The organism is Maricaulis sp. (assembly GCF_030149235.1).
GTDB lineage: Bacteria > Pseudomonadota > Alphaproteobacteria > Caulobacterales > Maricaulaceae > Maricaulis.
The window spans coordinates 46,139-72,949 of the sequence record NZ_JASBRW010000068.1; the positions used below are offsets into that span (position 1 = coordinate 46,139).

Consider the following 26,811-nt stretch of genomic DNA (forward strand, 5'->3'; position numbering starts at 1 on the left):
GCTATGTTAGGTGCATGCTGCATCACTTCTTCACCGAGCTTCGCGCTGCCAATATCCCCGTCACCACACGGGAATACCTCACCTTGCTGGAAGCATTGGACAAGGGCGCGATCAGCCCGGACATCGAGCATTTCTATGCTGTCAGCCGCGCCGCGCTGGTCAAGGATGAGAAGAATTTCGACAAGTTCGACATGGTGTTCGGCCATGTCTTCAAGGGCGTTGAGGTGTTGAGCGGCCTGTTTGGCGAGGAGGAGATCCCGCCGGACTGGCTCGAGGCCATGCTCAAGCGCCAGCTCTCGGAAGAGGAAATGGCCGAGCTCAAGGCCCTGCCTTTCGACGAGCTGATGGAAACGCTGAAAAAGCGCCTGGAAGAGCAAGAAAAACGCCATGAGGGCGGCTCGAAATGGATCGGCACCGGTGGCACAAGCCCCTATGGCCATTCCGGCTATAACCCGGCCGGCGTGCGCATTGGCGGGGAAAGCCAGAACAAGAAGGCGGTCAAGGTCTGGCAGGAGCGCCGCTACAAGGATCTCGACGGAGATCGCGAACTGGGGACCCGCAATCTGAAGGTCGCCCTGCGCCGGTTGCGCAAATTCGCCCGCGACGGGGCGCTCGACGAGCTCGACCTTGGCGGCACGATCGACGCCACGGCGAAACAGGGCTGGCTCGACGTCATCATGCGCCCGGAACGGCGCAATGCGATCAAGGTCATGGTGCTGTTCGACATTGGCGGCTCGATGGACCCCTATGTCCACATGTGCGAGGAGCTGTTCTCGGCCGCCCGCTCAACCTTCAAGAATCTGGAATATTTCTACTTCCACAACTGCCCCTATGAGGGCGTGTGGACATCCAATCTCCGGCGCCGCGCCGAAACGGTCAAAACCCTCGATATCATGCATAAATATCCGCATGACTGGAAGGTGATCATCGTCGGCGACGCGGCCATGGCGCCCTATGAGATCACCCATGCGGGCGGTTCGGTCGAGCACTGGAATGAAGAGGCCGGCGCGGTCTGGCTGAAACGCATCGTCGACACCTGGCCGCACCTGATCTGGCTCAACCCGCAGCCGGAAGAATGGTGGGACTATTCCCACTCCACCCGCATCATCCAGGACCTGATCGGCCCCGACCGCATGTTCGGCCTGACGCTGGAAGGCGTGGATGAGGCGATGAAGGAGCTGACGCGCTAACCCGCCGCGTGAAACCGGCCCTCATCCATATCAATGCCCAGCTCTGTCTCCACCCGGTTGACCCAGGCGCGGACATTGAGGAATTCATCGAGGTCGAAACCGCCCTCATCGGCGACGCGGGTATAGGCGACGATGGCGATATCGGCGAGGGAGAGCTGGTCGGCGACGATGAAATCGCGTGACAACAGGCGCATTTCCAGAACCCCGAGAGCCCGGCGCCCCTTGGCGTAGAGATCGCTTTCAATCTCCTCCGGGCTCAGCCCCTGATAGGCCATCTTGAAGCGGCGCACGGCGATATAGGGTTCGTGGCTGTATTGCTCCCAGAACATCCATTCGAGCATTTTCGCCATATCGAACCGGTCTTCCGGAATGAGCGCCGAGCCTTCGGCGAGATGGAAGATGATGGCGTTGGACTGGGCCAGGATACGGCCATCGGGGCGGACCAGGCAGGGCACCTGGCCGGCCGGGTTGATGGCGAGAAAATCATCGGTCCGGGTCTCGCCCTTGAGTACCGAGATATCATGCCAGTCATAGGCGAGGCCGAGATGCTCGGCGGTCCATTTCACCTTGAGGCAATTGCCGCTGGTCTTGTCGCCATAGATCACAACCGGGTCTGCCATTCACACCTCCCTAGACTGGCCTTCACTCTAACGCGGAGCGCGCGCAGGCCAACCGGTTTTCGAGCCACGCCCGTCCCGGAGCAGTCCAACCTGTGACAGTCCGCCTCTTGGGCCCTTGCCCGCTCCGCCCTATAACCACGTCCGACGAGTTGGAGATGCGTTGATGAGCGACACTGAAACCGCACAGATCACGGCCCCGGAGGCCTGCGAAACCATGGCGCAGGTGCGTGAGGGTGTGGATGCGCTCGACCGTGAGCTGGTCGCGCTGATCGCGGTGCGGGCGCGCTATATGGAAGCGGCCGCGCGGATCAAGCCGTCACGCGATGTGGTGCGTGATGAGTGGCGCATCAATGACGTGATTTCCAAGGTGAAGGCCGAAGCGCAAAAGGCTGGCCTATCAACCCAGATCGCCGAGCCGGTCTGGCGCGAGTTGGTCGAACGCTCGATCGCTTATGAATTCACGGTCTGGGACAAGACGAGAGACTAGTCCGCCAGCGCCCCGAAGGCCTGACGCGTTTCCTCGACGCACTGGGTAATCTGCACTGCCGCTCCGGCCCAGGCCATTTGCGGCAATTCCTCAGCCTGATCACACAGCTCGCCCAGCGCGAATGCGCCGACCCCGCGGGCGGCACCCTTGAGCGTATGGGCCGCAGTGCGCCATTCGGACGGCTCACGCGCCGCGGCCATCATGCCGGTACATCGCCGCGCCTGGTCGAGCATCAACGACACCAGCTCGCGCTGTAGGGCCTCGTCCTCACCGGTGTATTGCATCAGATGCGCCCGGTCGAAGAAGGGCAAGGCTTCGGATTTATAGTCAGCAACCATGCCGCAAACCTAGCGTGCGGTCCTTAACATCACGCTTAAGACGCCGAAACTGGGCGTCCAAATCCTCATCTAGGTGAATCTTTCGTTCACCCTCGCGTCAGGCGCGAATTTCTAGTGTATCGTGTTGTTTGGGGAATGGAGGATGTCGATGAAATCTCTTGTCGTAGCAGCCTGTCTCGCCATTGGCGCCGGCCTTTTGACCGGCGGCAGCGCGCTTGCCACGGGTAGTTCAGCGACCACATCCGTCGCGACCAGTGCCAGCAGCGACGCCGCTGTACATGATCATCGCCGGCATCAACGCTATGATCGCCGTGATCGCCATCGCGACCGTCATTATGATCGCCGTCAGCGTCATGAATATGGCCATCGGGGCCATCGGCGTTATGACCGTTACCGTCAACGTCACCGCTATTATGACCGGGGCCGCTACGGGCGCGGCTATTATGGTCCCAGCCGCTATCAGCGCTCACGTTGCTGGCGCGAGCGACAATACGGGCATTTCCGCGGTGAGCCGGCCCTGGTCTCGGTCCGCGTTTGTACCGACCGGCATGGCTATACCTATGTCGAGCGCGGCTCGCGCAGGCTGGTGCGCTATCTCGACCGCTATCAGCGGCGCCACCACCGCTATTGAGGCCGACCTTCACTCGTCTCGCGCCAAATTCGACCTGATCTTCGATTTTAACCCTTTTCAGCGACCGCTGGAGCAGGCCATATACACAGGTCTGCCCGGCGGGCGGATGGCCAGACTTGAGATCGGGGGGACCGGCACACACCGGTAACGGTCTCGAGAAAGTTCGCGGCGAACCGATGGGTTGGTGCGCCTGCCTCACAACGGCCGGGATCGTTGTTGAGACTGCGGTATCTGGCGGGGTGTAGAGTGAGTGGGGTCAGTGGATGTCGGTAACGGCTGCCATTTTCGCAGCGAGCCTGATGAGCGGGGCACAACCGTCCTGGCCGTTCGGCTCCGGCTATAATTGCCGGCGCGAACCCGATGGCTATGACTGTTTTTGCGATCGCAACCGGTCGCATGACTTCTGCATTGCCGACTATCGCGATCTCGACCTGAGTGTCCGCGGTCGCATCTGCGCCGCCTTCCCGAATTATTATCGCTGCGAAGCCCCCCGCACGCCGGGCCGCTTTCGCGCCATCATCGATTACCGCGACAGCAATTGGGAGCTGATACTCTATGATGACGGCTTCAATCTGCCACCGCTTCTGTCCGAGGCCGGTGAGGATCTTGATGCCGGTTATCACGATGAATACAGCACTATGAGCTGCACCATGGAGGTGCGCTCATCGCGCGGCGGCTTCGATCTGCGCGGGCGCTTCCTGATTGGTGATAGCGGCGCCTACTCCTTCCGGCGCAGCGACTTCATGGGGCGGCCACCGACCGGTTCGCCACGCCGGGTCGAGCAGCTGCGAATCGAGTGTTTTGACCGCTATACGGGCGAGCGCCTGGAAGACCGCCTGATCGATAATGACTATAGCCGCGACGCTCTGCGCTGGGTCGAGCTGACCTCGGATTTCGGCTTTCGCTGAACACAAAGGCGCCCGGATCGGGAGAAGATCCGGGCGCCCAATGCTGCGCGTTGGCAAAGGCTTCGGGAGAGAGGTCAGCCAGCCTTGCGCACCTCCTGGAGGAAGGTCTCTACAGTCTGGTTGAGGCGGTCGGTGCGTTCGGTCACGGTTTTCACCGCCGCGAGCACGTCGAGCGAGGCTTCACCGGTTTGGCCGGCCGAGCGCGACACCATCTCGACATTGTCGGTGACCGAGCGGGCGCTGGTCGCCGCATGGGCAACCGAGGCGGAAATCTCGCGCGTCGAGGCGCTTTGCTGTTCCGCTGCCGCCGCGATCGCAGACGCCGCCCGGGAGATCTCACCGACCGCGTCCGTCACTTCACCGATCGAGTGTGACGAGCCCTGGGCGGCATCCTGGATCGACTGGATCTGATCTCGGATGTCCTCGGTGGCCTTAGCCGTCTGTGCCGCCAGGGTTTTCACCTCGGATGCAACGACGGCAAAACCCTTGCCGGCCTCGCCGGCCCGTGCCGCCTCGATCGTGGCATTGAGAGCCAGCAGGTTAGTCTGCTCGGAGATGTCGTTGATCAGCTGCACGACATGACCGATTTCCTGCGCGGCGTTACCGAGATTTTCGACCACTTGCTGCACCGACCGGGTGCGCTCATCCGCGCGGCTCGCCATGTCCGACGAGCCCTGGATCTGGGTCGTGACCTCCTGAATCGATGCGGTCAGTTCCTCAGCCGCAGCGGCGACGGATTCAACATTGCTCGAAGCCTCGCCCGCAGCGCTCGCCATTTCACCACTTTTCTGCGACCCCTCGGCCGCCGACTGTGAGAGCTGTTCGGAGATGGAGGACATGGAGGAGCAAGCTTCCGCGACCTCGCCCAGCAGGGTCATGACATCCCGGTCGAACCCTTCGGCCAGCGCATTGACGCGCTCGGCCCGCGCCGCATCGGCGGCGGCCTGGTCGCGCTGTTCGCTTTCCAGGGCTTCGGCCCGCATGGCGTTCTCGCGGAAACGCTTGAGACTGTCGACGACTGCCCCGAGCTCGTCCTTTCGCTCGAGCACGGCGATATTGAGATCATAATCGCCGTTAGCAAGCGTCTCGGTCGCCTGCGCGATGCGGCGGACCGAACGGGCGGTGCGACGCCCATAGAGGAAGGAAACCGCCAGCAGCGCGATACCGACGATGACCGTCACACCGATAAAGGTGAAGATGGACCGACGCGCCGCCGCCTGGGCCACAGCCGTATCATTGCGCGCCAGCTCTGAGGCATGGGCGGCAATATCGGTCAGATCGGCATTGAGCTGGTTGAACACACCATCGAACGGCGCCAGGAAGGCCACCGAGCTGGCAAAGTCCAGTTCGAGCATCTGACCGACAAAATCCAGCGCGTCCTTGTAGAGGCCCAACTGCTCGACCACGTCGTCGAGCGTCTCGCCGCGGCCATAGAGAACCGGGCTGCCGCGCAATTCCTCAATGCGCGCCGACACCGCGTCGACATTGACGGCAACCGCCGCGAATTCACCCATCACATCGAGCGTCTCGCCAGCCGCCTGACGCGTCACGATCTGCAGCACGTCGGCATTGATCGTTTCCAGCTCGGCCTGCAATTGCGTCAGGGCGACGCCGGTTTCCATTTCCGATACCACGCGCACCTGGGTCTGCGAGGCCGAGTTCAGCGACCAGCCCCCGAGGCCGGCGATAGCAGCCAGGGCTATAATCGCCATTACCGGCGCGACCGCGAAGGATTGCACGATCGTCAGCCGGAATAGTGAAACTCCTTTGACCATGTCTCTCTCTCCCTTGCAGGCGAAATCTGCCGGGCGTGGCGATGTCCCGCGGCGCCTGCAGGCCGCGGGATATCAGCCCGACCCCACCTAGAAGCTGGTGGAAAGCTGCAACCAGGTTCGCGATGCGGGCTGGTAGTTCACGTTTGCGATCTCACCACTGCCAAAATTGGCATTTTGAGCATTCAGTGAAATGTTGACGTGATCGTTAACCCTGAACCCGGCCCGGAAGGACGCGGCGATGGCCGCATCAAGATCAAAGCGGGTCAGCGTGCCGAAATCCGGCTGCAACGGGCTGGTGGTTGCCGACACATAGTTGAAGAAAGCGTCGGCCGTGAACCGCTCCCCGGCCCAGCCGATCTGTGCATTGACCAGGTGCTCCGGTGTCGCACTTTCAAAATCCAGCGCGGTGAACAGGCCGAACGTCGCGAGGTCGTCGTCGACACTTTGATAGGTGTAGTTCACACCCCAGTGCCAGCCGCCGTCCGGATCGCCCATCAGGCTGATCTCGGCGCCGGTGGTCTGGGTATCACCGCGGTTGTTGAACAGCAGGACCGGAAGCGGAGCATTCGGCGGCAGGACATCCGGGAAGGCCCCGAACGTGCCGCGAACATCGCTGGTCTCCTGGGTGAAGATCGCAGCGCGCATGTCAACCGTCGGGCTGAGCGCGCGATCATAGGCGATCTCGTAGGCCCGGACGATGGAGGTCTCCATGTTCGGGTTGCCGGTGATGGCCAGCGGGATCGGCGTTGTGGTCGACAGCAGGGTGAAACCGATATCGAACATCGACGGCGCCTGGACACCCTGGCTAGCCGAGAAGCGAACGGCCCCGCCGCTTTGCGGGCGCCAGACCATGGCCGCATTGTAGGAGAACTCCTCGAAGGACACGTCATAATCTTCCTGCGTGAAGATGTAGAAGGCCGGGTTCGGATCGCCGTCACGGCTCCAGTCGACACTGTCGAACCGGCCGGCGAGGGTCAGATCCACCGCGCTGGAGAAACGATGGTTCCACATCGCCGAGAAGGCCATGGTCTCATAACCGAAGCCGCCATTGCCCGGGTCGGGGAAGGAGATCGTTGTACCTTCGCGATATTCTGCGGTCAGCCGGACCGTATCATTGGTGCCGATCTTGAACAGGTTCTGGGCCCGAAAAGTCGTCAGTTCATTGCTGGAGGGTCCGAACTCATAGGCGATCTCGGTCTCATTGCGATAACCGGAGAAGGTCCAGAAGCCGAAGTCCGTATCCGCTTCCACATCGATCTTGTAGGAGTGGAGCTCATACAGCGACCGGGTGGTGTAGTAGATGCTGGTCAGCTCCTGCAGCTGAACCTCGGACGTCGTTGCCTCGGCAATCAGGCGGACATTGTCGGTGATCTGGAAACGGCCTTCCAGCGATGCTGTCTCACGGCTGTAATCACCATCGGCGAGCGATACAGCAAAGGTATTGCTGGCAATCGGCTCAAACTCTTCTGCACCCGCATTGCCGTAGGAGAAACGCACCGAGGCGCGGTCGCCAAAGCTGCGGCCTGCTGTGAAGGCGACATCGTCATAACCGCCATTGCCGATATTGGCGCGCGCGGTGACCCAGTTCTCGAAATCCGGGTTGCGCGTGATGATGTTGACGACACCCGACACGGCGTTGAAGCCATAGAGCGCCGATTGCGGGCCCTTCACCACTTCGATCTGCTGGATCTCCTCCATTTGTACCGGAAGGGTCGACCAGGCCGTGTAGCCATAGCTGTCGAGATAGACCTCACGGCCGTTCACCAGGACCAGAAGGCGCGGCATGTAGCCCGAGGCCTCACCGCGGATTGCGACCTGGCTATCGCCGAAACTGAAGCGGTTATGGCCAACACCGGCATAGTGGCGCAGCAGGCCGGGAATATCGAATTCCGGAGACCGTTCGATATCGTCGCGGGTGATGATAATCATCGTCGCCGGCACGTCGGAAGAGCGCTGCGGCGCACCAGTCGCGCCCGCGGTCACGGCTTCACCGAACAGACCGCTCATGGCGTTGTAATCGAGGGATTGCCCGATGGCGGGCAGGGACAAAACTGCGGCAGCCGAGACGGCAGTCGCAGACATCAGGAGGAAACGCGTTTTCATTTTGATATCCTTAAGCGCCGGAATTGGCCTAAATTTCTTCGATCATCATCGCGAAGGCAGCCGCGAAAGAGACCGACGCAGCACCAGCATTGGCGCGATTGACCACGATGCGAACCGACGGGGCGCTCTGCACGCCCATGACACAGCCCTGCGCCTGAACGCAGCCCATATCGCTGGACACGGAGAGAATGCTCGCGGAGTTCACGGCTTGGGCGACGGAAGCATCACCTGCGACCGCACCGAGCAGGACCGCTGCATGAGCGCCATCCAGGCCGGACAGGTCGGCGCTGTTCACCAGGCGCCCGGTAAGGGTAACGCGCCCGGCCCTCAGGCCGCCGCCGAGTGAAGCCAGCAGGGCCTCCGCCTCGCCGGCACTGGCCGCATCGTGAATGATAGCCAGCACCCGCTCGCTACCGCTTTGGTTTTCAACAAATCCGAGAGCCCGACCGATGACCTCGAGGTCACGCGTGGTCGTTTCCGCAGCCGCCGGGGCCGCCATCAGCAGCCCCGCTGCTACTGGCAGGAGAAAATTGCGCATCGATGTATCCCTTGTTCCGAGGCACGGCGGGCGGTTCAGACCCGCGTTGAACAAGGGGGTAAAGCAGGGAAATTAACCCTAAATTGCCTTGGGATAATACGATATTACCGAAAATATGTATATTACAGAACCCGCTAAGCGCCGGAATTCAAACGCGAAATTCGAAACCCGAATGCGTTTCTCATTTTTCCCTTTAAAGTAATAGGGTTAGTGGTGTTTTGGGACCAGCTGAAGCGTCTGCCGCTTTTCCGCCCAGATCGCGACCACTTATGCAATCAGCAGGAGAAAAATTCAGGATCCGGTGCACATGCGAGCCTTGGCGGACGAAAAACGCGGTCAAATGAGCAGTGCCCTGCTGCTTCTGACCAGCGTGCTATTCCCGCTCGGACTGATTTTGCCGGCTGTTGAAACCACACATGTCTGGCTCTGGCGCGGCGAGCACTCGATCGCCGGCTTTGGTCTCGCCCTGCTCGAGGCAGAGGAATACCTCCTGGCCACGATTGTCTGGATCTTCTCGTTGATCTTTCCGGCCATCAAGCTGATCTGGATGTGGCGCCTGCAATTCCGCAGAGGCGAACTGCCGAGCCATGGCCAGGTGCGATTGCTGGAACTGCTCGGGAAATGGTCAATGGCCGACGTGCTGGTGATCGCGCTTCTGGTTCTCACCGTGCGGGGCAATTTCGTTTTCGGCGCAGCGCCCTTGCCGGGCCTGTTCGTCTTCGCCCTCGCTGTCGCCCTGTCTATGATCGTCTCGGGGAGGATCCAGGCGCAATTGCGGGCGCGTCAGTCCGCCGGAGCGGCCGTTTTGTCCAGCAAGGACTGAGCCCGCGCGCGGACCCAGTCAAGCAGTGCGGCCAGGAGCTGCGCCTCCTCATCGCTCAAACCGGCCAGCAAAGCCGCCTCGGCCTCAAGCGCGGCCGGCGCGACATCGGCGTAGACCGCCTCGCCATCTGCCGTCAGCCGCAGCAAGGACGAGCGCTTGTCCCGTCCATGCGGGCGTTTCTCCACCAGGCCCCTATCAACCAGCGCCCGGACCGCGCGGCTCACCGACACCTTGTCCAGACCCGCTGCATCACCCAGACCCTGGGCGGTGGCTTCGCCATCCTCGCCGAGAATGGCGATGACCCGCCATTCCGGAATCGACAGGCCGAAGCGGGCGCGATAGGCGCGTCCGACCATGCGGCTGACCCGGTGCGAAGCCAGCGCCAGCCGATAGGGCAGATAGTCGTGAAGACGTAGGGGTGTATCCGTGCTCATGGGCGCAGCTTGCCGGGTTGGCCGGTACACAACAAGCACCTGTCTGCGCCTCGACGCAGACCGCGGCGCGGGTTATGGCAGGGCCATGACTGATCTCTTCCCTCCCCGCCGCGCTCCGCGGCTGCCCATTGCCGGCGACAGCCGTGTGTTTCCGGTCAACCGGATCTTCTGCATTGGCCGCAACTATGCCGACCATGCCGCTGAAATGGGCGCGGCGCCCGAGCCGATCTTCTTCATGAAGCCGGCGCACAGCATCATCACCGGACCGAGCGTCCCCTACCCGCCGCAGACCTCAGACCTGCACCATGAGGTCGAGATGGTCCTGGCCCTCGGACCGGGGGCCGAGGTCGTCGCCGCAGGCACCGGCGTGGATCTGACCCGGCGCGATCTGCAAGGCCAGATGAAAGAGAAACGCGCGCCATGGGAGATCGGCAAGGCTTTCACCGCCTCCGCTCCTGTTGGGGCACTGCGCCTCGGCCCTGCACCTTCGGTCGGCTCGATCAGCCTGTCGGTCAATGGTAACACCCGCCAGAGCGGTGACCTCAACCAGATGATCCTGCCTCCGGCCGAGCTGATCCAGGCGCTGTCACGCTATTTCGACCTGGCGGAAGGCGATCTGATCTTCTCGGGCACGCCGGCCGGTGTCGCTGCCATAGCGCCGGGCGATACCGTCGAAGCCCGCATCGCCGGCCTGTCCGATCTCGATTTCACACTGACCGGAGCCTGAACATGCCGCTGACGCTTTATGGATACTGGCGTTCGAGCGCGGCCTACCGCCTGCGCATCGCTCTCAACCTGAAGGGTCAGACCTATGACCAGGTCTCGATCAATCTGAAGGATGGTGAGCAGACGAGCGAGGCCTGGCTGGCGAAACAGCCGCAGGGCCTGGTGCCTCTCCTCGAAGACGGCGACAAGCGCCTGGTCCAGTCACCAGCCATCCTGGAATGGATTGAGGAGACCTGGCCCGAGCCGGCTCTGCTGCCCACGGACACGGAAGCGCGCTGCCTGGTGCGGGGCTGGACGTCAGTGATCGGCTGCGACATCCACCCGGTCCAGAACCTGCGCATTCTCAACGCGGCCGCAGCCCTCGACGGGACCGGATTTGACGGCATGAAAGCCTGGGCCCAGCGCTGGACCCAATCGGGCCTCGAAGCGTTGGAACGCATGGTCGCGGACCATCAGCGCACCACACCCTTCCTGTTCGGCGACCAGCCGGGCATGAGCGAGGTGTATCTGGTGCCGCAAATGTACAATGCCCGGCGCTGGGACACCGATCTGTCGAACTGCCCGACCCTGGTGGCCGCAGATGCCGCGGCCCGCGCCTTGCCCGCCTTCGAAAAGGCGCTGCCGGAAAATCAGCCCGACGCGGGCTGATCCGTCGCGGCTTCGCTTTGGCGTCTGAAGGGCTGGGCCTTGCCATAGGTCAGCGAGCGCCACGCCCATTCCATCGGGCCGAAGCGGAACCGGCTGAGCCAGAAAGGCGACCAGGCAAGCTGCAGTACCCAGACACCGACGACCATCAACACCATGAGCGAACGGTCGACCTGTCCAAACAGGCCCAGGCCCGGGAAACCGACGAAGATGAAGGTCATGATCAGGGTCTGGCTGAGATAATTGGTGAAGGCCATCTTGCCGGTCGCGGCCAGCACCGAGCTTACCGGTTTGAGCCAGACCTGCTGACAGATCAGCATGATCAGCGAAGCATAGCCGAAGGCCAGGATCATCGAGCCGACATATTGGGCCGCTTCTGCTTGCCAGGCGACCCGAGTGGAGAAATCGTTGGCGAGAACATACCACGCCTGCCAGCCGGACAGGGCCACACCAACCGGGATACAGATCGCCGCACACCAGCCATAGCGCTTGGCCGACCAACCCAGGGTCAGGAAACCGGCGCGGAAGGCGGCCATGCCGATCAGCATCATGCCGGCGATGCGGCCGGAGAACATCACCAGCTGGATCAGTTCGAAGATCAGTGTGGTCGCCATATTGTAGGGCATGCGGTCGATGAAGCCGGCCTGATAGAGGGCGGTGAGCTCGGCCACGCGTTCGGGTGTGAAGCCCATCGACTCGGCCCCCGTCGTGGTGTCGCCGAGGAGCGCGCCGATCGCCGCGCCGCCGATCATCAACAGGCCGGTAAAGGCGACCAGCCCGAGCCCCAGGGCCAGCAGCCCCCCCGTGGTCATGCGCCGGGCCGTAACCACAACCATGCCCGCAAGGGCATAGGGAACGAGGATGTCGCCATACCAGAAGATGTAGGCGTGGATCAGGCCGAAAAAGAGCAGCCACAACATGCGCCGCCAATGACGTTTATGCGCCGCCTCACCCGTGCCGAGCATCAAACAGATCCCGGCCCCGAACATGGCGGAAAACAGGGTGATGAATTTCAGTTCGAAAAAGGTCTGGGTGAACCACCAGGCCAGCTGGTTGACGGGCTGGTCGAAATTACCCTGGACATAGGGGAAATCCGTCGCCGGCCAAAGCAGGCCGAAATACTGGACATTCACCATCAAGATGCCGAGGACAGCAAAGCCCCGCAGCGTGTCGAGGCTTTCAAAGCGCATCGCGCGGGGCGCAGCCGGCATGGAATTCTCCTTTGAGGCGAAATCGCCCTGATTCAGCCTTATTCTTACGAAGTTTTCACGCAATTCAACGGCTTCTTGAATTGAATATTACAAGGCTTGTCGTCATACCCAATAGGCCGTTGGTGTTTTTAGAGGGACAGCTAAAATGACCGACCTGCTCGCCGCCTTCATCGAATGGCTTGCGGTTCTGGCGATGTCACTGGTTGGCATCGAATACACCCCCGCCGTGGACTGTGATCCGCAACAACCTGCCGAATACGGGACCGTCGCCTATGTGGCAGACGGATACCTGCAGCCCGCCGCCTATCAGATGCATGACGGAGCCATCATCGAGACTGGCCTGCAAGCCGTCAGTAATTGCGATGCGTCGGCGCTGATCCGGCCAGCTGGCGACACGCTGTTTCTGGTCAAGAATACCCGTTCCTACGACAGCTGATCGCGTCGAATCGCTTCAATTTTCCGCTGCAAATCCAGTCTCTGCATAGATTATCTGTGTCTAAGCGGAGCCTTTGGGCGTATGTTCATTATAGTTTGATTAACACATCGCCCCCGCCGGACGATGCGCTGAAGAATTCGCGCACCCAGGCAGACAGAGCCCTGTAAAGAGCATCGAGATGAACGAGAATCTGCAAGATAATTCAAGCATTTTGGCTGAAGTCGATCTGATCGCCGAGAGCCACGAAGCCCCGCTTGCCGCCGCACCGCGCAGCCACATCGCCGCCGAATCGGATGCGCTACCGAACGGAGCGCCAAGCCGTCAGCAGGCCGATCGATCCGGCGCCTGGCTGGTCTGGACCGGAAATATTTTCGCCCTTTTGTGGATCGGTGCAGCCGGCGCTTTCCTGATGGGCTATCTCGGTATCACCTCGCTGGAGAGCCTGACTCGTTTCGGCTTTGGCCAGCTTACCGGTCTCGCTGTGTTTGCCCTGACCCCGGCCTTGCTGTTCGCGATGTGCGGCCTGCTGGCACGGGAGATCGTCCGCAATGCGCGCAATACCGACCGGGTCGAAGCCGCAATCACCCGACTGGCCCAGCCCGCCGCTCATGCCGGCCAGCAGATCCGCACCCTGGCCGATGCCGTCTCCGGCGAGGTCGAGCGGATCAATGACAGCATGGACAGCGCCCTTGCCCGGCTAGCCGCCATGGAAGAAGTCATCAGCCACCATGCCGACACGCTGGAACACTCTGCCGGTGACGCTCAAGAGCGCACCGAGACCTTGCTGTCCGGCCTGCGCAAGGAGCGTCTGCGCCTGAGCGAGGTGTCTGAAAGCCTTGACGACAAAGCGGCCCTGATCGCCGCTGCGATCTCGGATCAGTCGAAAATGGTAGCCGCGGCGGCCGAGCTCGCAGCCAGCCAGGCCAATGATACCGAGAAACGGCTTTTGGCCACCGTCGATACGCTCAATGATGCCAGCGCCTCCATGGCTGAACGCGGCCAGGTGGTTTCCGCCCGCATTACTGACCGGATCGAGCATCTGCGCGAACTGGCCGATGCACTCAAGACCGGAGCGACCGACCTCGACGCGGCCTATGACGCGCACAAGCTCAAACTGGGCGAAACCGGGGAGGCCTTGCGCCAGGAGCAGGAGAAGATCGCCGCGGCGCTGGACTTCCACCGCGCCGAACTGGACGTCATGGTCACGGCTGCCCGCGACGGCGCCGAGGCCCTCAGCAGCGCGACCACGGACGGTGCCAGCGCCTTCAAGGATGCGATCGACGATGCCCTGACGCGATCGCGCGATCTGGCCGGCCATGTCCGCCGCGAAACCGATCACGCTGCGCGCGAGCATGAAACCGCGCTGGCCCGCCTGGTGGCTGCCGCGCAGGAAGCCAAGACCATGTCTGACGCAGCCATCGCCGCCGTTGAAGCCCAGGCCGACCGGGTCGCCGACAAGGTCCAACAGTCCAATGAAGCCGCCTATGAGGCCGCCCAGCGCTCAGACCTTGCCTTTGAGCAACGCATGGCCGAGGCAGAGAAACTGACCGCGAAAGCTTCCCAGGCCGCCGATGATGCTGCTGAGTCCGTGCGCCGCCGCCTGGAAGCCGTGCTGGCTTCCGCCCGGGCGGAAACCCAGACCGTGGAGCGCCAGATCGACAGCATGACGGAGCGCCTCGGCGAGATGCCGGAACTGGCCCGCAGCCGGGCCCAGGAGGCCGCCGACGCGCTGCGCCGTGGGCTGGAGGGCCTCAATGCTGCAGCCTTGGCGGCCGCCGAGGAGGCACAGGAAATCGACGCAGCCTTCCAGGCCCGGATTCGCCAGAACTACGAATTGCTGAGCGATTTCATGCTGCGTATGGGATCGGTCGCCGGCGGACGCCGGGTTCCCGACCTCGGTCTCAATGAAGTTCCCTCGCCGCTTCCGCGCCGAAGCCGCACGACGGAGGGCGGCAGTATCGACGCCAATGCCGCCTCAAACGGCCCGACGGACACACCCAGCCGCGATGAGATGAAGACCGGCTTGACCGGGATGTCGGATCAAGACCGCGCTGCGGCAGAAACCCCGGTCGGTTTCCCGGAGCGGGATGCGCCCAAACCGTCAGCTGCCCCGGCCAGCCCGCGGGTCGGTCGCCGCAGCGAGCCGGGCTGGCGCTGGAAGGACCTCCTGTCCTCCATGCCGGAAGACCAGGATGGCCAGCCGCGTGCCGCCAATGCGGATGAAAAGAAAGACTAGAGCCTAGCCGGTACTGTCTGCCGTCCAGCGCGCCAGGTCGTCCACGGCTTGGCGCGAGGCGGCGTTGAAAGCGTCGATGATGGCGCCAGCCCGATTCTCCCGCGCCCGCACTTCCGCCGAAAAGACCTGCGAGCCGACGAACTCACGGCCGCTCTCCCGGATCAGGCGGGCAGCGATGCGCACACGGACCACCGGTGCCGCATCGGCACCCTGATCATAGGCAGCCTCAAACTCGCGCAGATCGAGGCGAAGCTCATATTCCCCCCGTATAGCGTCAGCCGGGCGTACGGGATCAATGCCGGTATCGTCGGAATGGAAGGTATCGATCACCAGGTTCTGGATCAGGCTCGGGGCTGGAGAAATCCAGCGCGCCCCCGCCATATAGGCCAGATGCTGATCGCTGACCTGGATCGCGATCTCGTCACCGCTGAGCCCCGCCGGCGCCATCGGGCGCTCGATCTCGACAATGACCCGGTCAACTTCGCCATCAGCCTGCCGCGGCTCGGGGCTGGACAGGCGATAGACGGCCACCGGCTCGGTTTCCGGCAGCAAGGAGACACAGCCCGTCAGGGCCAGGGCGCTGAGCCCGGCAAGCGCCAGGCCTTTGATCGTCGATACGGTCATTGCGGAACCTCCACCTGTTCGCGCGGCGTGCCGGCGATGAACTGACCCGGATTGTTTTCGATTTCGCTGGCAATGCGTTCCAGCGCCTCGGTCAGACGCTGCAGGTTCGCCGCCGAGCGGGTGATATTCTCAAGACCATTATCGGCAAAATTCTCGACCGCCGGGGTCACCGAGCGCACCAGATAGTCGGTATCCACCGCTGCCTGGTTGACCGCCATGGCGGCCAGCGTGGTCTCGTTCACCGCCGGGGTGAGATCATCAATCAGGAAATTCTCGGCCGAGACAGAGAATTGCTGCAGCGACTGAGCCGCCACGGAGATGTCAGATGCGGCCGTATCAATGCGCTGGATGGCATCGCGGGCATCAGCGATCAGCGCGTCTTCCTCGCTCAGTCGATCGGTGATCTCGCGCAGATTGGTCAGGGTTTGCGAGACCTCTTCGATATTGTCCTCATTGAGCAGTTCGGACAGGCGGAACAGCGCGATCTGAGCCGCATCGAGCACGTCCTCGGAGCCTTCCACCAGGCCTTCCAGCTGGGCCCGGCGCGCAAAGATACGCGGCGGCGGGCGATTGGCCGGGCTCTGCAGGCGCTGGGCATCCGGTGAACCGCCGGAAATCAGAATGTAGGACAGGCCGGTCAGGCCCTGGGGTTCGAGCTGGGCGAAACTGTCGATCCGCACAGGCGTCTGGGCCAGCACCTGGACCCGGGCGACCACGCGGCTCTGTTCGTCCAGGCCCAGCTCGGTCACCTCACCGACCTGGATACCGTTGAACCGCACCTCGGCGCTCTCGCGCAGGCCGCGGACAGGGCCATCGAACACAATGTCGTACATGGCGTATTCCTCGTCGAAGGAGACTTTCGCCATCCAAAGCGAGAAGAACACGCCTGCGACCACAAGGATCACGGTGAAGAGCCCCACCAGGGCGTGGTGCGCTTTCGTTTCCATCGTCTAGCTCTCTTTCCCCGCCAGTGCTGCGCGACCGCGCGGACCATGGAAGTATTCCCGGATCCAAGGATGCGGATTACGCAACAGGGCCTCGATCGGTGCAACCGCAGCCACGCGCTTGTCTGCCAGAACCGCGACACGGTCGCAAATGGCATGAAGACTGTCGAGATCGTGGGTGATCATCAAAACCGTCAGGCCCAGGGCCTGGGATAATTCAAGAATGAGGCTGTCAAACGCCGCTGCACCGATCGGATCGAGACCGGCAGTCGGCTCATCCAGGAACAGGATTTCCGGATCCAAAGCCAGAGCCCGGGCCAGAGCCACACGCTTGCGCATACCGCCGGACAGCTCGGACGGGTAGCGATCGCCGACATCGGGCGACAGACCGGACAGACCGATCTTCATGCTCGCAATCTCCTCCATGAGGGCATGCGGCATGTCGACGTGCTCGCGCAGCGGTGCCATGACGTTTTCCAGCACGGTAAGCGAGGTGAACAGGGCGCCGTTCTGGAACAGCACGCCCCAGCGCGAATTGACCTTGAGACGCTCGAGCGCGCTCATCTGCGAGAAGCGGCGGCCATTGAACAGGATGTCGCCGCCATCGGGTTCCTTGAGGCCGAGAATGCTATTGAGCAGCACTGTCTTGCCGGTACCCGAGCCACCGACCAGCCCCATGATCTCGCCGCGGCGGATATCCAGGTCGAGATTCTCGTGCACGACATGGCGCCCGAAGGCGGTGCGCAGTCCGCGCACGGAGATGAGGATGTCCTCGCTCATATGCCGAGCTCCAGGTACATCATCGCGAACATGGCCTCGAGCACGATCACCGCGAAGATCGACTGGACAACGGACGCCGTCACGCGGCGGCCGAGCGATTCCACATCACCGGACACCATCATGCCCTGGCGACAGCCGATAATGGCAACGACCAGGCCGAAGACCGGCGCCTTGGACATGCCGACCAGGAAGTGATCCCAGGGCAGCTCCTGATGGAAGCGGGCGATAAACAGGGTTGGCGAGATATCCTGCGCGCTCCAGGCGACAATCATGCCGCCGAAAATCCCGGCGATCATGGCCCCGAAGGTCAGGAGCGGCGCCATCAGCACGCAGGCAATCACGCGTGGCAGGACCAGGGCCTCGAAGGGATCGAGACCGAGTACCCGCATGGCATCGATCTCCTGCTGCATCTTCATCGAGCCGATCTGCGCCGTGAAGGCGGAATCCGACCGGCCAGCCAGCATGATCGCGGTGATGAGGACGCCGAATTCACGCAGGACAGCGATCCCGACAAGCTCCACGGTGAAGACCGAGAAGCCCAGAGTTTGCAGAAGGTTGGCGCCCATATAGGCGACCACGGCACCGATAAAGAAGGACAGGACGGCGATGATCGGCATGGCATTGACGCCAACTTCTTCCATCGCCCAGATTGTCGGCGTCAGGCGCAGGCGCTGCGGGTTCGCCAGTGTGCGAAAACCGGTGATGATGGTCTTGCCGAGAAAGGCAAAGGTATCGAGCGCCTCACGCATAACCGCTTCGATCCCGGCACCGATACGCGACAGGGCCTGCATGAAGCCGTAGCCGGCTTCCTCTTCCTGGGCGCAAATCGTGGTGCGCGCGCGGACTTCCTCGATCAGGCGCCGGGCCGTGGGATGCTCGCCAATGAAGTGGAAATCCCCGTCCGGGTCGGAACAGCGACGGGTGACACGGCCGATCACATAGGCACCGGCCGTATCCACCACACCGAGATCACTGAGATCAATGACAATATCGAGCGGGGCAACGCTTTCCTCGACCTCGCGCAGGGTCGCATCCATGCGTCCGACAGTTTCAACCGTCCAGTCGCCGTGCAGCTCGACAATGGTCTTGGCGCCTTCGGCACGCAAAACTACCCCCGCCGCAGTGACAGAAGATGCAGACTTACCCCTCATAGGCCTGACCCTACTCGATTTTTTCGACAGGCGTTAGTGGCGAAACGCGCCAAAGTGCAATCGCTGCGATCAGACCGAGAAGTGCGGGCACGATCATGATGGCGAAACCGCCGACACCGATGCGGGCAAAGAAGTATCCCGACACCGCCGAGGTCGCCGCCATGACGACGCCGCCGGACAGCGCCGAGTTAATCGCCTGCGCCGTAGCCGCATAGCGATCAGGCACGGATTGCACCGCATATCGCAGGAAACCGACATAAGTCGCCGCGAAAGTCAGCGCGTGCAGCAATTGCAGCGCAAACAGGGCCCAGAGCGGCGGAGCCAGCGCCGTCAGCCCCCAGCGGAGAATGGACGCCGCCGCGCCCACTCCGAGCAGCATGGCCGGGGAGAGGCGACCGAGCCATCCGCGACCGGAAAGCCACAAAAAGACAATCTCGATGGCGACACCGGTCGACCACAGCGCCCCGATCAGCACCTCATTATGCCCCTGGGCCGTCCACGCGACGGCCGAGAAGGCGTAGTAGAAGCCATGCGCGCCCTGCACGAGGGCCGAGGCGGCCAGGGCGAGACCGAAGGGCCCGTAGATCAGGCGGCCGATCCGGACCCAGTCCGCACCGCCGGACCGGTCCTGCTCGTCCTGTTCTCCCGCCGGCAGGAAGGCCGCCGCGAGGGTGACCAGCGCCGTGCCGAAGATCATCCAGTAGAGCACACTCTCACTACCTGCCGCATTGATCATGGCGCCGGCGACGAAATTGGAAACGATGAAGAGCGCCGATCCAACCGCCCGGACCGGCCCGAAGGCAAAGCCCTCACGCGAAGCGGCGCGTATGGCGAAGGCATCGATCAGCGGGATCTGTCCAAACAGGACAGCGCCGGACAGGAAAGACAGCAGCGCCAGCACCGGAGCGCCCCATTGCGGCGTGTGCAGGGCAAACACCAGCAGGGACAGGATGGCAAAGGCCAGGATCGGGCTGCGCCGGCGGCGGGCCTGGTCGGCCCAGCTTGCCCCCAGTGGCGAGACCAGCGTTCGCCCGGCCAGCCCGGCGGCCACAATCAGCCCGATCGATTCCGCCGACAGCTCGCGACCTTCCAGCCATTTCGGGAAGTACGGCAGGAAGGCCCCGAAGGTCAGGTAGAAGGCCCCGTAATAGGCCGCAAATCGAACCGGAGCTGCGGTAGACATTGAAGGCCTTTCCCGATCACCGCGCCTGTATGCGGTGCGGTTAGAGCACAGTCTTGGCGCTTGGCGAACAGTGTTCACTTGGTTAGTTTCCGCCAAGCTTTCTTGGCGGGACCAACCCATGGACCGAAATCCTCTGCTTTCTGCAAGCCCGGATGACACGCGGCTGCCGGAAACCTTGCGCCCCTTGCGGGTTCTGGTCACTGGTTATCGCTCGCACCCGCATGTCGGCGGCCAGGGCGTCTATATCCGTGAACTGGTCACGGCACTAAGCGAACTGGGTCATCACGTCACTGTCGCCTCGGGCCCGCCCTATCCGGAATTGCCCGAAGGTGTGGAGCTGATCGAGCTCCCCTCGCTGGACCTGTTCGCGGAAGAGAATGCCTTTCTCGCCTTGCGTCCGAGGCATTTGCGCTCCTGGGCCGATTTGTCGGAATGGCTGTCGCACAATTCCGGTGCCTTCGGCGAGCTTTACGCCTTTGCCCGCCGGCTCGAGCGCTTCCTGCGCACCGAAGGCCACCGGTTCGACGTCATCCATGACAACCAGACGCTGGCGACGCCCTTCCTACGCATCGACCCGCACCTGCCCGTCATCACCACCCTGCATCACCCGATCGCCATCGATCGCGACTTCGCCGTGGCAGCAGGACAGAAATGGTGGCAGCGGGCCCTGACCCGGCGCTGGTATCATTTCGTGGGGATGCAGGCGAAGACGGCCCGTGCCCTGCCCCGCCTGCTGGCTGTGTCCGGAGCGGCGCGCGACAGCCATGCCGAGCGTTACGGGATCGATGTGGCAAAGGTCCGTGTGGCCTTCAACGGTCTCGATCATGACATCTTTCGCCCCGACCCCTCGGTCGAGCGGGAAACCGGCCTGATCGTGACGACTGCCAGTGCCGATGCGCCGATCAAGGGCCTGGATGTGTTGATCGAGGCACTCGCCAAGGTCGCCCCGGATTACCCGCAGGCCCGCCTGCACATTGTCGGCAAGCTGCGCGACGGCCCGGCCAAGCGCGCTCTTGCCAAGCTGGGCCTCGCCGACCGGGTCACCTCCTCGTCAGGACTGACGCGCGAAGAAGTCGCTCAACTCTATCGCCGCGCCCATATCGTGGCCTGCCCAGCCCGCTTTGAAGGTTTTGGTTTCCCAGCGGCCGAGGCGATGGCCTGCGGCGCTGCCGTCGCCGCCAGCGATGGCGGGGCCCTGCCCGAAGTCGTGGCGGAGACCGGGCTGGTATCCCCGGTCGGCGATGCAGAAGCAATGGCCCGCAATATCGCGCAATTGCTGGATGACCCGGATGCGGCCCGCGCGATGGGTGAAGCCGCCAGCCGGCGTGCCGTCGACGCCTTCCAATGGCGCGGCCATGCCTTGGCCGCGAGCCGACTCTATACCGAAGCCTTGGCTCAACGAGGACAAACGCCATGATGGTCACCATCCGCATCGAAGACCTGGCCCTGGAGCCGGGCATGCGCGTGCTCGACCTCGGCTGTGGCCGCGGACGCCACATGCATGCGCTCTACTGGAACGAAGTTCCGGTCGAAGTCGTCGGCCTCGACCTGTCGCAGGAAGAGGTCAAAGTGGCCTGGGACGGGTTTTTCGACCTTCCACCGCCGGCCGAGACGTCCGAACAGCGCAGCGCCTACGCCACCGCCGGCGATGCCGGCCACCTGCCCTTCGCGGACAATAGTTTTGACCGGGTGATCTGTTCGGAAGTGCTTGAGCACGTCCCCGACCCGGACAAAGTGCTGGAGGAGATCTCCCGCATCCTCAAGCCGGGCGGGCTGTTCGCCGCCTCGGTGCCGCGCTACTGGCCTGAAAAGATCTGCTGGGCGCTGTCGGAAGGCTATCAGAACACGCCGGGCGGCCATGTCCGTATTTTCCGCTCGAGCGCGCTGAAAAACGCCGTAGAGAGCCAGGGCTTTGCCCGCTTCGCCCGCCATTGGGCCCATGGCCTGCACAGCCCCTATTGGTGGCTGCAATGCGCTCTGTGGGACAGCCGCGAGACCTCCGGCCTGGTCCGCATCTACCGCAAATTCCTCGAATGGGACCTGCTGCAGCGCCCATGGCTGACGCGGGCAATGGAATGCCTCCTGAACCCGGTCATGGGCAAGTCCGTCGTCATGTACTTCCGCAAGAGCGCCTAGATGAGCGACCTGGTCGACATCCGGGGCTGTGCCGACTGGATCGAGCAGCTGCAACGCGCTGATGGCTCCATCCCCTGGGTCGAGGCCGGCATCTGGGATGCCTGGAATCATGGTGAAAGTGCCATGGCCCTCGCCATCGCCGGCCGCCGCGAGACCACGCTCAAGGCACTCGATGTTTTCAATGAGCGGCAGGAAGCCGATGGCGGCTTCACCGGGGACCTCGGGGCGTCCGTGCCGCTGGACGACGCCAATCGACGCCTAGTCCCGGGCACGCCGGACACGGCGCGCGATACCAATTTCACCGGTTATGTCGCGGTCACCGTGTTGCGCAGCCTGCTGGCCCTCAACGCCCTGGATCAACTTCCGCGCTATTGGCCGATGCTGTCGCGAGCCATGAATTTCGTCCTCACTCACCAGAGCGAGCATGGCGATATCGTCTGGCGCGCCCGCGAAGCGCATGAAACTCTCGCCGAGATCGACAGCCTGCGCGCCGGCAATGCCAGCCTCTACAAGGCGCTCGAATGCGCCTTGATCAGCGCCTCGGCCATGGGCGAGAGACGCGATGACTGGGTCCTCGCCCGGCAAGCCATCGGTGCGGTCCTGCGGGAAAATGATGCGCGCTTTGACCGCTTCGGGACCGACCGGCGCCGCTATGCCATGGACTGGTATTACCCGGTTCTGGCGGGCGTGCTGTCACCGGAAACCGGCCGGGCGCGTCTCTATGCGCGCTGGAGTGAATTCGTGTCCCCGGGCATGGGCTGTCGCTGCGTGCATGACGAGCCCTGGGTCACCGCTGCTGAAACCGCCGAACTGGTGCTGGCCTGCCTGGCGGCGCAAAAACCCGATCAGGCCCGCACCCTGCTGGCCAATCTGTCACCGCTCGCCGCGGATGAAGGCGGATACTGGATGGGCTGGCAGTATGAAGAGCATGTGCTCTGGCCCTATGAGCGCCCGTCCTGGACCGCCGGCGCGCTGGTCATGGCTGCCGACGCGCTCGACGCGCTGACGCCGGGTTCAACCCTGTTGACACGGGTGCATGTGGCGGAACGGCCGGTCAGCTCAGCCGGCGAAGGACTTCCAGCGTCCCTACGCGCTTGACCGGCTCGAACAGGTCCGACGCCACAGCCAGTTTCCAGATTTCATAGGGTGGACGCCCACCGTCTTCCGGATTGGGAAAGACATCATGGATGGCGAGAATGCCGCCCGGGACGATCCGCCCGGCCCAGCCGCGATAGTCGGCCAGCGCGGCTTCCATGGAATGCCCGCCATCGATGAAGACCATGCCCAGCGGCGTGGTCCAGTGCCGGGCAATGATAGCCGAGCGCCCGACGACCGGGATGACGCAATCTTCCAGCTCGCCTTTGAACAGGGTCTCGCGCAAGGCCGGCAGGGTTTCCACCGCGCCGAGCTTGGCGTTGAACAGGTCCGGGTCATGATATTCCTCGCCCGGCTGGTGCTCCTCGGAACCGCGATGATGGTCGAGCGTGTAGAGGACGGTGCCGGCTTCGCGCGCGGCCGGACCCAGATACAGCGCCGACTTGCCGCAATAGCTACCGATCTCAAGCACCGGGCCGAGTTGTCCGGCCGCGCGAACTAGGGCTGCAAGCGCCTCCCCTTCCTTGGGATCAAGGAAGCCTTTGACCTGATCGGGCTGAAGCATCAGCTCGCCGTAGCGCGCAGATAGTGACGCAGATTGGCCAGCTCATCGGCCCGGTCGCGCAGCCGCTCGGCATGCGAGGCGAGCTGGGCGCGCTGCATGTGCACATGATCGAGGCTCTCGGTATCGAGGCGCGGAGCGACAGCAGCAATCGCGTGATCGAAAGTCTCCAGCGCCTGGCGCGAATGGGCAACGGCGCGCTCAACATGTTCAAGATCGCGCGTCAGCGAGGAACGCGAGATATTCTGGTCGGTCGTCGCCAGCATGTGAGCGGCAATGTCGACATCGCGGACCAGGGCATCGGCCTGTTCCAGGTCCATACGCAGGAGTTCCAGGGCCGCATCGCTGTCGAGCGAGTCGATATCGGTCAGGGCGAGATAGGCAAGCGCATCATCGCGATCGATCGTCGGCTCCTCTTCATCGGTCTGGCCGGTCAGACGCGCCATCCAGCCGCGGGCGGAGGCCGCCATCGAATTGGCCGGCCGGATCCAGCCGCGATCCTCGAATACGGATTGCAGCCGGTCGACAGCGCGGCGAAGGGCGGATTGCTGGTCAATTTCAGGGGCTGACGAACCGGGGAGCGCAGAACCGGCGACGGAGATCGGCGCACTGGCACATCCAGTCGCTACCAGACAGGCGCAGGCCATGACCGTCACACCGAGGAACTTGCCCATCGCAGTTTTGTCCCAATACTAGAAGACACCCCAACACCTAAATACGATACCGGGTCGTATCGCGATAGGCTATGGTTTATTCGGTTTAAGACTCGCTAACAGCAGATCAACAAATGGATGCTGCCTATCTGAGACGTCTGCTCTACCCGCCAGTCCGCGCTTATCGGACCCAGCGGCTTGATGTCGGCGACGGTCACAATCTGCATATCGAGGAATGCGGGCGGCATGATGGCCTTCCCGTGGTGACGCTGCATGGTGGCCCTGGCGGCGGTATATCGCCCGCCCTGCGCCGATTCTTCGATCCCGAGCGCTATCGTGTCATCCTGTTTGACCAGCGCGGCTGCGGGCGGTCCACACCCCATGCAAGCCTGCGTGCCAATACGACCCAGGACCTGATCGACGATATCGAGCGCATCCGCGAGCTCATGGGCGTGGACAAATGGATCGTGTTCGGCGGATCTTGGGGGGCAACGCTGGCGCTGGCCTATGCCCAGCAGCATCCTGACCGCTGCCTTGGCCTGGTCCTGCGCGGCATCTTCACCTGTTCCCAGATCGAGCTCGACTGGTTCTACAAGCACGGCGCCAACATGCTGTTCCCGGACGCCTGGGACCGGCTGGTCAATCCCCTCGCCGATACCGAACAGAGCGATATCGTCCGCGCCTATTATGAGCGCCTGACCGAGCCCGATGTCGTGCGCCGCCGTCCGGACGCTCTCGCCTGGGCCCGCTGGGAGAGCGCGCTGATCTCACTGGCTGGAGATCCCAGCGCGCCGCTGGCCGATCCGATCCGCGCCGATGCCCTAGCCCGCCTGGAGACGCATTATTTCCAACACAAGGGCTTCTTCGACTATGACGGCCAGATCCTCGACCAGACCGACCGGTTGAAGGATATTCCGGGTGTCATCGTGCAGGGCCGTTATGACGTCGTCACGCCTCCCCGAACAGCATGGAGCCTCGCCCGGTCTTGGCCGAAAGCGAGGCTCCAATTGATCGGCGATGCCGGCCACGCGGCCGGTGAGCCGGGCGTGGTGGACGCGCTGGTGCGCGCCACCGACGCTTTTGCAGATGAGTTCGGCTAGCCGAGCCCGAGCATGGCGTTGATTGCGCCACCGTTGAAGCGAGCGTCCAGGCCGAGCACCAAGACGAGTCCCACGACGAACGGGATCACGTAACGCATCATGAAGTGGAAGAAGCCAAACATGCGGTTGGATGCATGACTGAGCTCTTCACGCAGGATCGCCTTGGGCAGCACCCAGCCGGTAAACACAGCGATCAGGAAGCCACCGAAGGGCAACAGAATCTCACCCGACAGAATGTCGACGAAACCACCGGCAAACTGCGAGGAATAGACTGCGCCAGCACCAATCATGAAAGCGAAGCCACCCAGCAGCGCCGCGATTTGCGGGCGGCCGAAGTTCGAATGCTCGTCAAAGAAGGCCACCGTAGCTTCCAGCAGCGAGATCGACGAGGTCAGAGCGGCAATGAAAGCGAGGAAGAAGAAGGCTCCGCCGATGACATTGCCGAACGGAATGGAGGCGAACAGAGCCGGAAGCGTATCGAAGATCAAGCTCATGCCCGCCGCCGGGTCGACACCGGCAGAGAACACGATCGGGAAGATCATGAAACCGGCGATCAGAGCGACCAGCGTATCGGCACCGGAAATCACCACGGCGCTTTCACCGATATTGGTGTCCTTGGTCAGATAGGAGCCATAGGTAATCATGATCGCCGAAGCGACGCCGACCGAGAAGAAGGCCTGCCCCAGAGCGGAGACGAATGTGCCACCATCAACGACGGAGAAGTCCGGCGTGAACAGGTAGGCAAACGCCTCGACGGTGGACCCATCAGAGAAACCACGAACAACCGCAAAGATCGTCAAGCCGATGAGAACGACAAAGAAGACCGGCATGAGAATGGTGACCACACGCTCGATACCGCCCTTTAGGCCGCGCGAAACGATCCAGATGGTCAGGCCCATGAAGAGCGCGTGCCAGAACAGCTGCACGCCCTCGCCCTGGTAAAACATGTTGGCGCCAGCCTCGGAGGCGAACCCCCCGGCAAAGCCAGCCGCCGACATCGCCATCACCTGTCCTGCGATAACGGAATAAGTCGTCAGGACGAGGAAACCGCCGGCCATGCAGACCCAGCCAACAAAGGACCATTTACCCGACTTCTTGGCTTCGACTGCCAGTTGGCGCGTCGAGGTCACAGCGGATTTCTGGGCCCGGCGACCAATCGTGAACTCGGCCATCAGAACCGGGAATGCGATCAATGCGACGCAGGCGATATAGATCAGGACGAAGGCCGAACCACCGTTTTCACCCGTCTGGAACGGGAAACGCCAGAGATTGCCGAGACCGACCGCGGAGCCAACCGCTGCCATGATGAATGCAAAGCGCGAGGACCAATGCGCGTGTGATGCTGCAGGCGTAGCCGCCATATTACTCTCCCCTCGGACGGCACCCCAACATCGCCGTCCCTTGTGACTAATCGCCGCGCACACTTCCCCATGCGTCATGCCCGGTCAAGCTTGACAGAGCAGAGGAATGGCTCAGCCGAAC

At 62.8% G+C, this 26,811-nt stretch carries 28 protein-coding genes; 13 read left to right on the forward strand and 15 right to left on the reverse strand.

Annotated features, from left to right (window positions below; translation table 11 throughout):
- Positions 1 to 14 precede the first annotated feature (14 nt).
- Positions 15 to 1,190 (forward strand): VWA domain-containing protein, encoded by a 1,176-nt coding sequence (locus Q1V51_RS10155; protein ID WP_300555971.1) that lies wholly within the window; start codon positions 15 to 17, stop codon positions 1,188 to 1,190.
- Here the strand turns inward: Q1V51_RS10155 and Q1V51_RS10160 are convergent.
- Entirely contained in the window at positions 1,187 to 1,810 is a 624-nt protein-coding gene (locus tag Q1V51_RS10160; RefSeq protein ID WP_300555973.1) for a glutathione S-transferase family protein, read from the reverse strand. The two genes, Q1V51_RS10155 and Q1V51_RS10160, sit on opposite strands and share 4 nt — an antisense overlap.
- 163 nt (positions 1,811 to 1,973) lie before the next feature.
- Here Q1V51_RS10160 and Q1V51_RS10165 point away from each other — a divergent pair, with 163 nt between their 5' ends.
- Positions 1,974 to 2,297: a chorismate mutase gene (locus tag Q1V51_RS10165; RefSeq protein ID WP_300555975.1), complete on the forward strand. Its 324-nt coding sequence runs from the start codon at positions 1,974 to 1,976 to the stop codon at positions 2,295 to 2,297.
- Here the strand turns inward: Q1V51_RS10165 and Q1V51_RS10170 are convergent.
- Positions 2,294 to 2,635, reverse strand: coding sequence for an Hpt domain-containing protein (locus tag Q1V51_RS10170; RefSeq protein WP_300555977.1), 342 nt, complete (start codon positions 2,633 to 2,635; stop codon positions 2,294 to 2,296). The two genes, Q1V51_RS10165 and Q1V51_RS10170, sit on opposite strands and share 4 nt — an antisense overlap.
- Before the next feature lie 148 nt (positions 2,636 to 2,783).
- Between Q1V51_RS10170 and Q1V51_RS10175 the strand changes: the two genes are divergently transcribed.
- Positions 2,784 to 3,266 carry a hypothetical protein gene (locus tag Q1V51_RS10175; protein ID WP_300555979.1) on the forward strand — a complete coding sequence of 161 codons (483 nt, stop codon included), beginning with the start codon at positions 2,784 to 2,786 and terminating at the stop codon, positions 3,264 to 3,266.
- Positions 3,267 to 3,529: 263 nt separating this feature from the next.
- A complete protein-coding gene (locus Q1V51_RS10180) occupies positions 3,530 to 4,174 on the forward strand; it encodes a hypothetical protein (RefSeq protein WP_300555981.1) in 645 nt (214 codons plus the stop codon).
- A 74-nt stretch (positions 4,175 to 4,248) separates the two neighbouring features.
- On the opposite strand, the gene Q1V51_RS10185 is transcribed toward Q1V51_RS10180, so the two are convergent.
- The 3 genes from Q1V51_RS10185 to Q1V51_RS10195 all read right to left on the reverse strand — a co-directional run bounded on the left by Q1V51_RS10185 (position 4,249) and on the right by Q1V51_RS10195 (position 8,590).
- Positions 4,249 to 5,949 (reverse strand): HAMP domain-containing methyl-accepting chemotaxis protein, encoded by a 1,701-nt coding sequence (locus Q1V51_RS10185; protein ID WP_300555983.1) that lies wholly within the window; start codon positions 5,947 to 5,949, stop codon positions 4,249 to 4,251.
- An 87-nt stretch (positions 5,950 to 6,036) separates the two neighbouring features.
- Positions 6,037 to 8,052: a TonB-dependent receptor gene (locus tag Q1V51_RS10190; protein WP_300555985.1), complete on the reverse strand. Its 2,016-nt coding sequence runs from the start codon at positions 8,050 to 8,052 to the stop codon at positions 6,037 to 6,039.
- Between the two features lie 28 nt (positions 8,053 to 8,080).
- The gene (locus tag Q1V51_RS10195) at positions 8,081 to 8,590 is read right to left on the reverse strand and encodes a hypothetical protein (protein WP_300555987.1); all 510 of its coding nucleotides are present in this window, start codon (positions 8,588 to 8,590) and stop codon (positions 8,081 to 8,083) included.
- Positions 8,591 to 8,897: 307 nt separating this feature from the next.
- On the opposite strand from Q1V51_RS10195, the gene Q1V51_RS10200 reads away from it, so the two are divergent.
- Positions 8,898 to 9,413, forward strand: a complete 516-nt coding sequence (locus tag Q1V51_RS10200; protein ID WP_300555989.1) for a paraquat-inducible protein A — start codon at positions 8,898 to 8,900, stop codon at positions 9,411 to 9,413.
- Here the strand turns inward: Q1V51_RS10200 and Q1V51_RS10205 are convergent.
- Positions 9,374 to 9,847: a MarR family transcriptional regulator gene (locus tag Q1V51_RS10205; protein WP_300555990.1), complete on the reverse strand. Its 474-nt coding sequence runs from the start codon at positions 9,845 to 9,847 to the stop codon at positions 9,374 to 9,376. The two genes, Q1V51_RS10200 and Q1V51_RS10205, sit on opposite strands and share 40 nt — an antisense overlap.
- An 85-nt stretch (positions 9,848 to 9,932) precedes the next feature.
- Between Q1V51_RS10205 and Q1V51_RS10210 the strand changes: the two genes are divergently transcribed.
- Positions 9,933 to 10,574: a fumarylacetoacetate hydrolase family protein gene (locus Q1V51_RS10210; protein ID WP_300555992.1), complete on the forward strand. Its 642-nt coding sequence runs from the start codon at positions 9,933 to 9,935 to the stop codon at positions 10,572 to 10,574.
- A 2-nt stretch (positions 10,575 to 10,576) separates the two neighbouring features.
- Positions 10,577 to 11,221 (forward strand): maleylacetoacetate isomerase, encoded by a 645-nt coding sequence (gene maiA / locus Q1V51_RS10215; RefSeq protein WP_300555994.1) that lies wholly within the window; start codon positions 10,577 to 10,579, stop codon positions 11,219 to 11,221.
- Here maiA and Q1V51_RS10220 read toward each other — a convergent pair.
- Positions 11,203 to 12,429 (reverse strand): DUF418 domain-containing protein, encoded by a 1,227-nt coding sequence (locus tag Q1V51_RS10220; protein WP_300555996.1) that lies wholly within the window; start codon positions 12,427 to 12,429, stop codon positions 11,203 to 11,205. The two genes, maiA and Q1V51_RS10220, sit on opposite strands and share 19 nt — an antisense overlap.
- 145 nt (positions 12,430 to 12,574) lie before the next feature.
- Here Q1V51_RS10220 and Q1V51_RS10225 point away from each other — a divergent pair, with 145 nt between their 5' ends.
- Positions 12,575 to 12,865: a hypothetical protein gene (locus tag Q1V51_RS10225; RefSeq protein ID WP_300555998.1), complete on the forward strand. Its 291-nt coding sequence runs from the start codon at positions 12,575 to 12,577 to the stop codon at positions 12,863 to 12,865.
- A 178-nt stretch (positions 12,866 to 13,043) separates the two neighbouring features.
- On the forward strand, positions 13,044 to 15,101 hold the full coding sequence (locus Q1V51_RS10230; RefSeq protein WP_300556000.1) for a hypothetical protein: 2,058 nt from the start codon (positions 13,044 to 13,046) through the stop codon (positions 15,099 to 15,101).
- A gap of 3 nt (positions 15,102 to 15,104) precedes the next feature.
- Here the strand turns inward: Q1V51_RS10230 and Q1V51_RS10235 are convergent, their stop codons facing one another.
- From Q1V51_RS10235 to Q1V51_RS10255, 5 genes are read right to left on the reverse strand one after another with little or no spacing between them, the layout of a single operon-like run.
- Positions 15,105 to 15,725, reverse strand: coding sequence for an ABC-type transport auxiliary lipoprotein family protein (locus tag Q1V51_RS10235; RefSeq protein ID WP_300556002.1), 621 nt, complete (start codon positions 15,723 to 15,725; stop codon positions 15,105 to 15,107).
- A complete protein-coding gene (locus Q1V51_RS10240; RefSeq protein ID WP_300532209.1) occupies positions 15,722 to 16,672 on the reverse strand; it encodes an MlaD family protein in 951 nt (316 codons plus the stop codon). Before Q1V51_RS10240 ends, Q1V51_RS10235 begins: the two co-directional genes overlap by 4 nt.
- Positions 16,673 to 16,675: 3 nt before the next feature.
- On the reverse strand, positions 16,676 to 17,449 hold the full coding sequence (locus tag Q1V51_RS10245) for an ABC transporter ATP-binding protein (RefSeq protein WP_300556004.1): 774 nt from the start codon (positions 17,447 to 17,449) through the stop codon (positions 16,676 to 16,678).
- A complete protein-coding gene (locus Q1V51_RS10250; RefSeq protein ID WP_300556006.1) occupies positions 17,446 to 18,555 on the reverse strand; it encodes an ABC transporter permease in 1,110 nt (369 codons plus the stop codon). The genes Q1V51_RS10245 and Q1V51_RS10250 overlap by 4 nt, the downstream gene beginning before the upstream one ends.
- A gap of 55 nt (positions 18,556 to 18,610) precedes the next feature.
- Positions 18,611 to 19,783 (reverse strand): MFS transporter, encoded by a 1,173-nt coding sequence (locus Q1V51_RS10255; protein WP_300556008.1) that lies wholly within the window; start codon positions 19,781 to 19,783, stop codon positions 18,611 to 18,613.
- A 118-nt stretch (positions 19,784 to 19,901) separates the two neighbouring features.
- Here Q1V51_RS10255 and Q1V51_RS10260 point away from each other — a divergent pair, with 118 nt between their 5' ends.
- From Q1V51_RS10260 to Q1V51_RS10270, 3 genes are read left to right on the forward strand one after another with little or no spacing between them, the layout of a single operon-like run.
- Positions 19,902 to 21,200, forward strand: coding sequence for a glycosyltransferase family 4 protein (locus tag Q1V51_RS10260; RefSeq protein ID WP_300556010.1), 1,299 nt, complete (start codon positions 19,902 to 19,904; stop codon positions 21,198 to 21,200).
- On the forward strand, positions 21,197 to 21,919 hold the full coding sequence (locus tag Q1V51_RS10265; protein WP_300556012.1) for a class I SAM-dependent methyltransferase: 723 nt from the start codon (positions 21,197 to 21,199) through the stop codon (positions 21,917 to 21,919). The genes Q1V51_RS10260 and Q1V51_RS10265 overlap by 4 nt, the downstream gene beginning before the upstream one ends.
- On the forward strand, positions 21,920 to 23,017 hold the full coding sequence (locus Q1V51_RS10270) for a hypothetical protein (protein WP_300556014.1): 1,098 nt from the start codon (positions 21,920 to 21,922) through the stop codon (positions 23,015 to 23,017).
- On the opposite strand, the gene Q1V51_RS10275 is transcribed toward Q1V51_RS10270, so the two are convergent.
- Positions 22,974 to 23,579 carry a class I SAM-dependent methyltransferase gene (locus Q1V51_RS10275; RefSeq protein ID WP_300556016.1) on the reverse strand — a complete coding sequence of 202 codons (606 nt, stop codon included), beginning with the start codon at positions 23,577 to 23,579 and terminating at the stop codon, positions 22,974 to 22,976. The genes Q1V51_RS10270 and Q1V51_RS10275 overlap by 44 nt on opposite strands.
- Positions 23,579 to 24,250: a hypothetical protein gene (locus Q1V51_RS10280; protein WP_300556018.1), complete on the reverse strand. Its 672-nt coding sequence runs from the start codon at positions 24,248 to 24,250 to the stop codon at positions 23,579 to 23,581. The genes Q1V51_RS10275 and Q1V51_RS10280 overlap by 1 nt, the downstream gene beginning before the upstream one ends.
- Positions 24,251 to 24,363: 113 nt before the next feature.
- Between Q1V51_RS10280 and pip the strand changes: the two genes are divergently transcribed.
- Positions 24,364 to 25,329: a prolyl aminopeptidase gene (gene pip / locus Q1V51_RS10285; RefSeq protein WP_300556020.1), complete on the forward strand. Its 966-nt coding sequence runs from the start codon at positions 24,364 to 24,366 to the stop codon at positions 25,327 to 25,329.
- On the opposite strand, the gene Q1V51_RS10290 is transcribed toward pip, so the two are convergent.
- Entirely contained in the window at positions 25,326 to 26,690 is a 1,365-nt protein-coding gene (locus tag Q1V51_RS10290) for a sodium-dependent transporter (protein WP_300556022.1), read from the reverse strand. The genes pip and Q1V51_RS10290 overlap by 4 nt on opposite strands.
- Between the last annotated feature and the right edge of the window lie 121 nt (positions 26,691 to 26,811).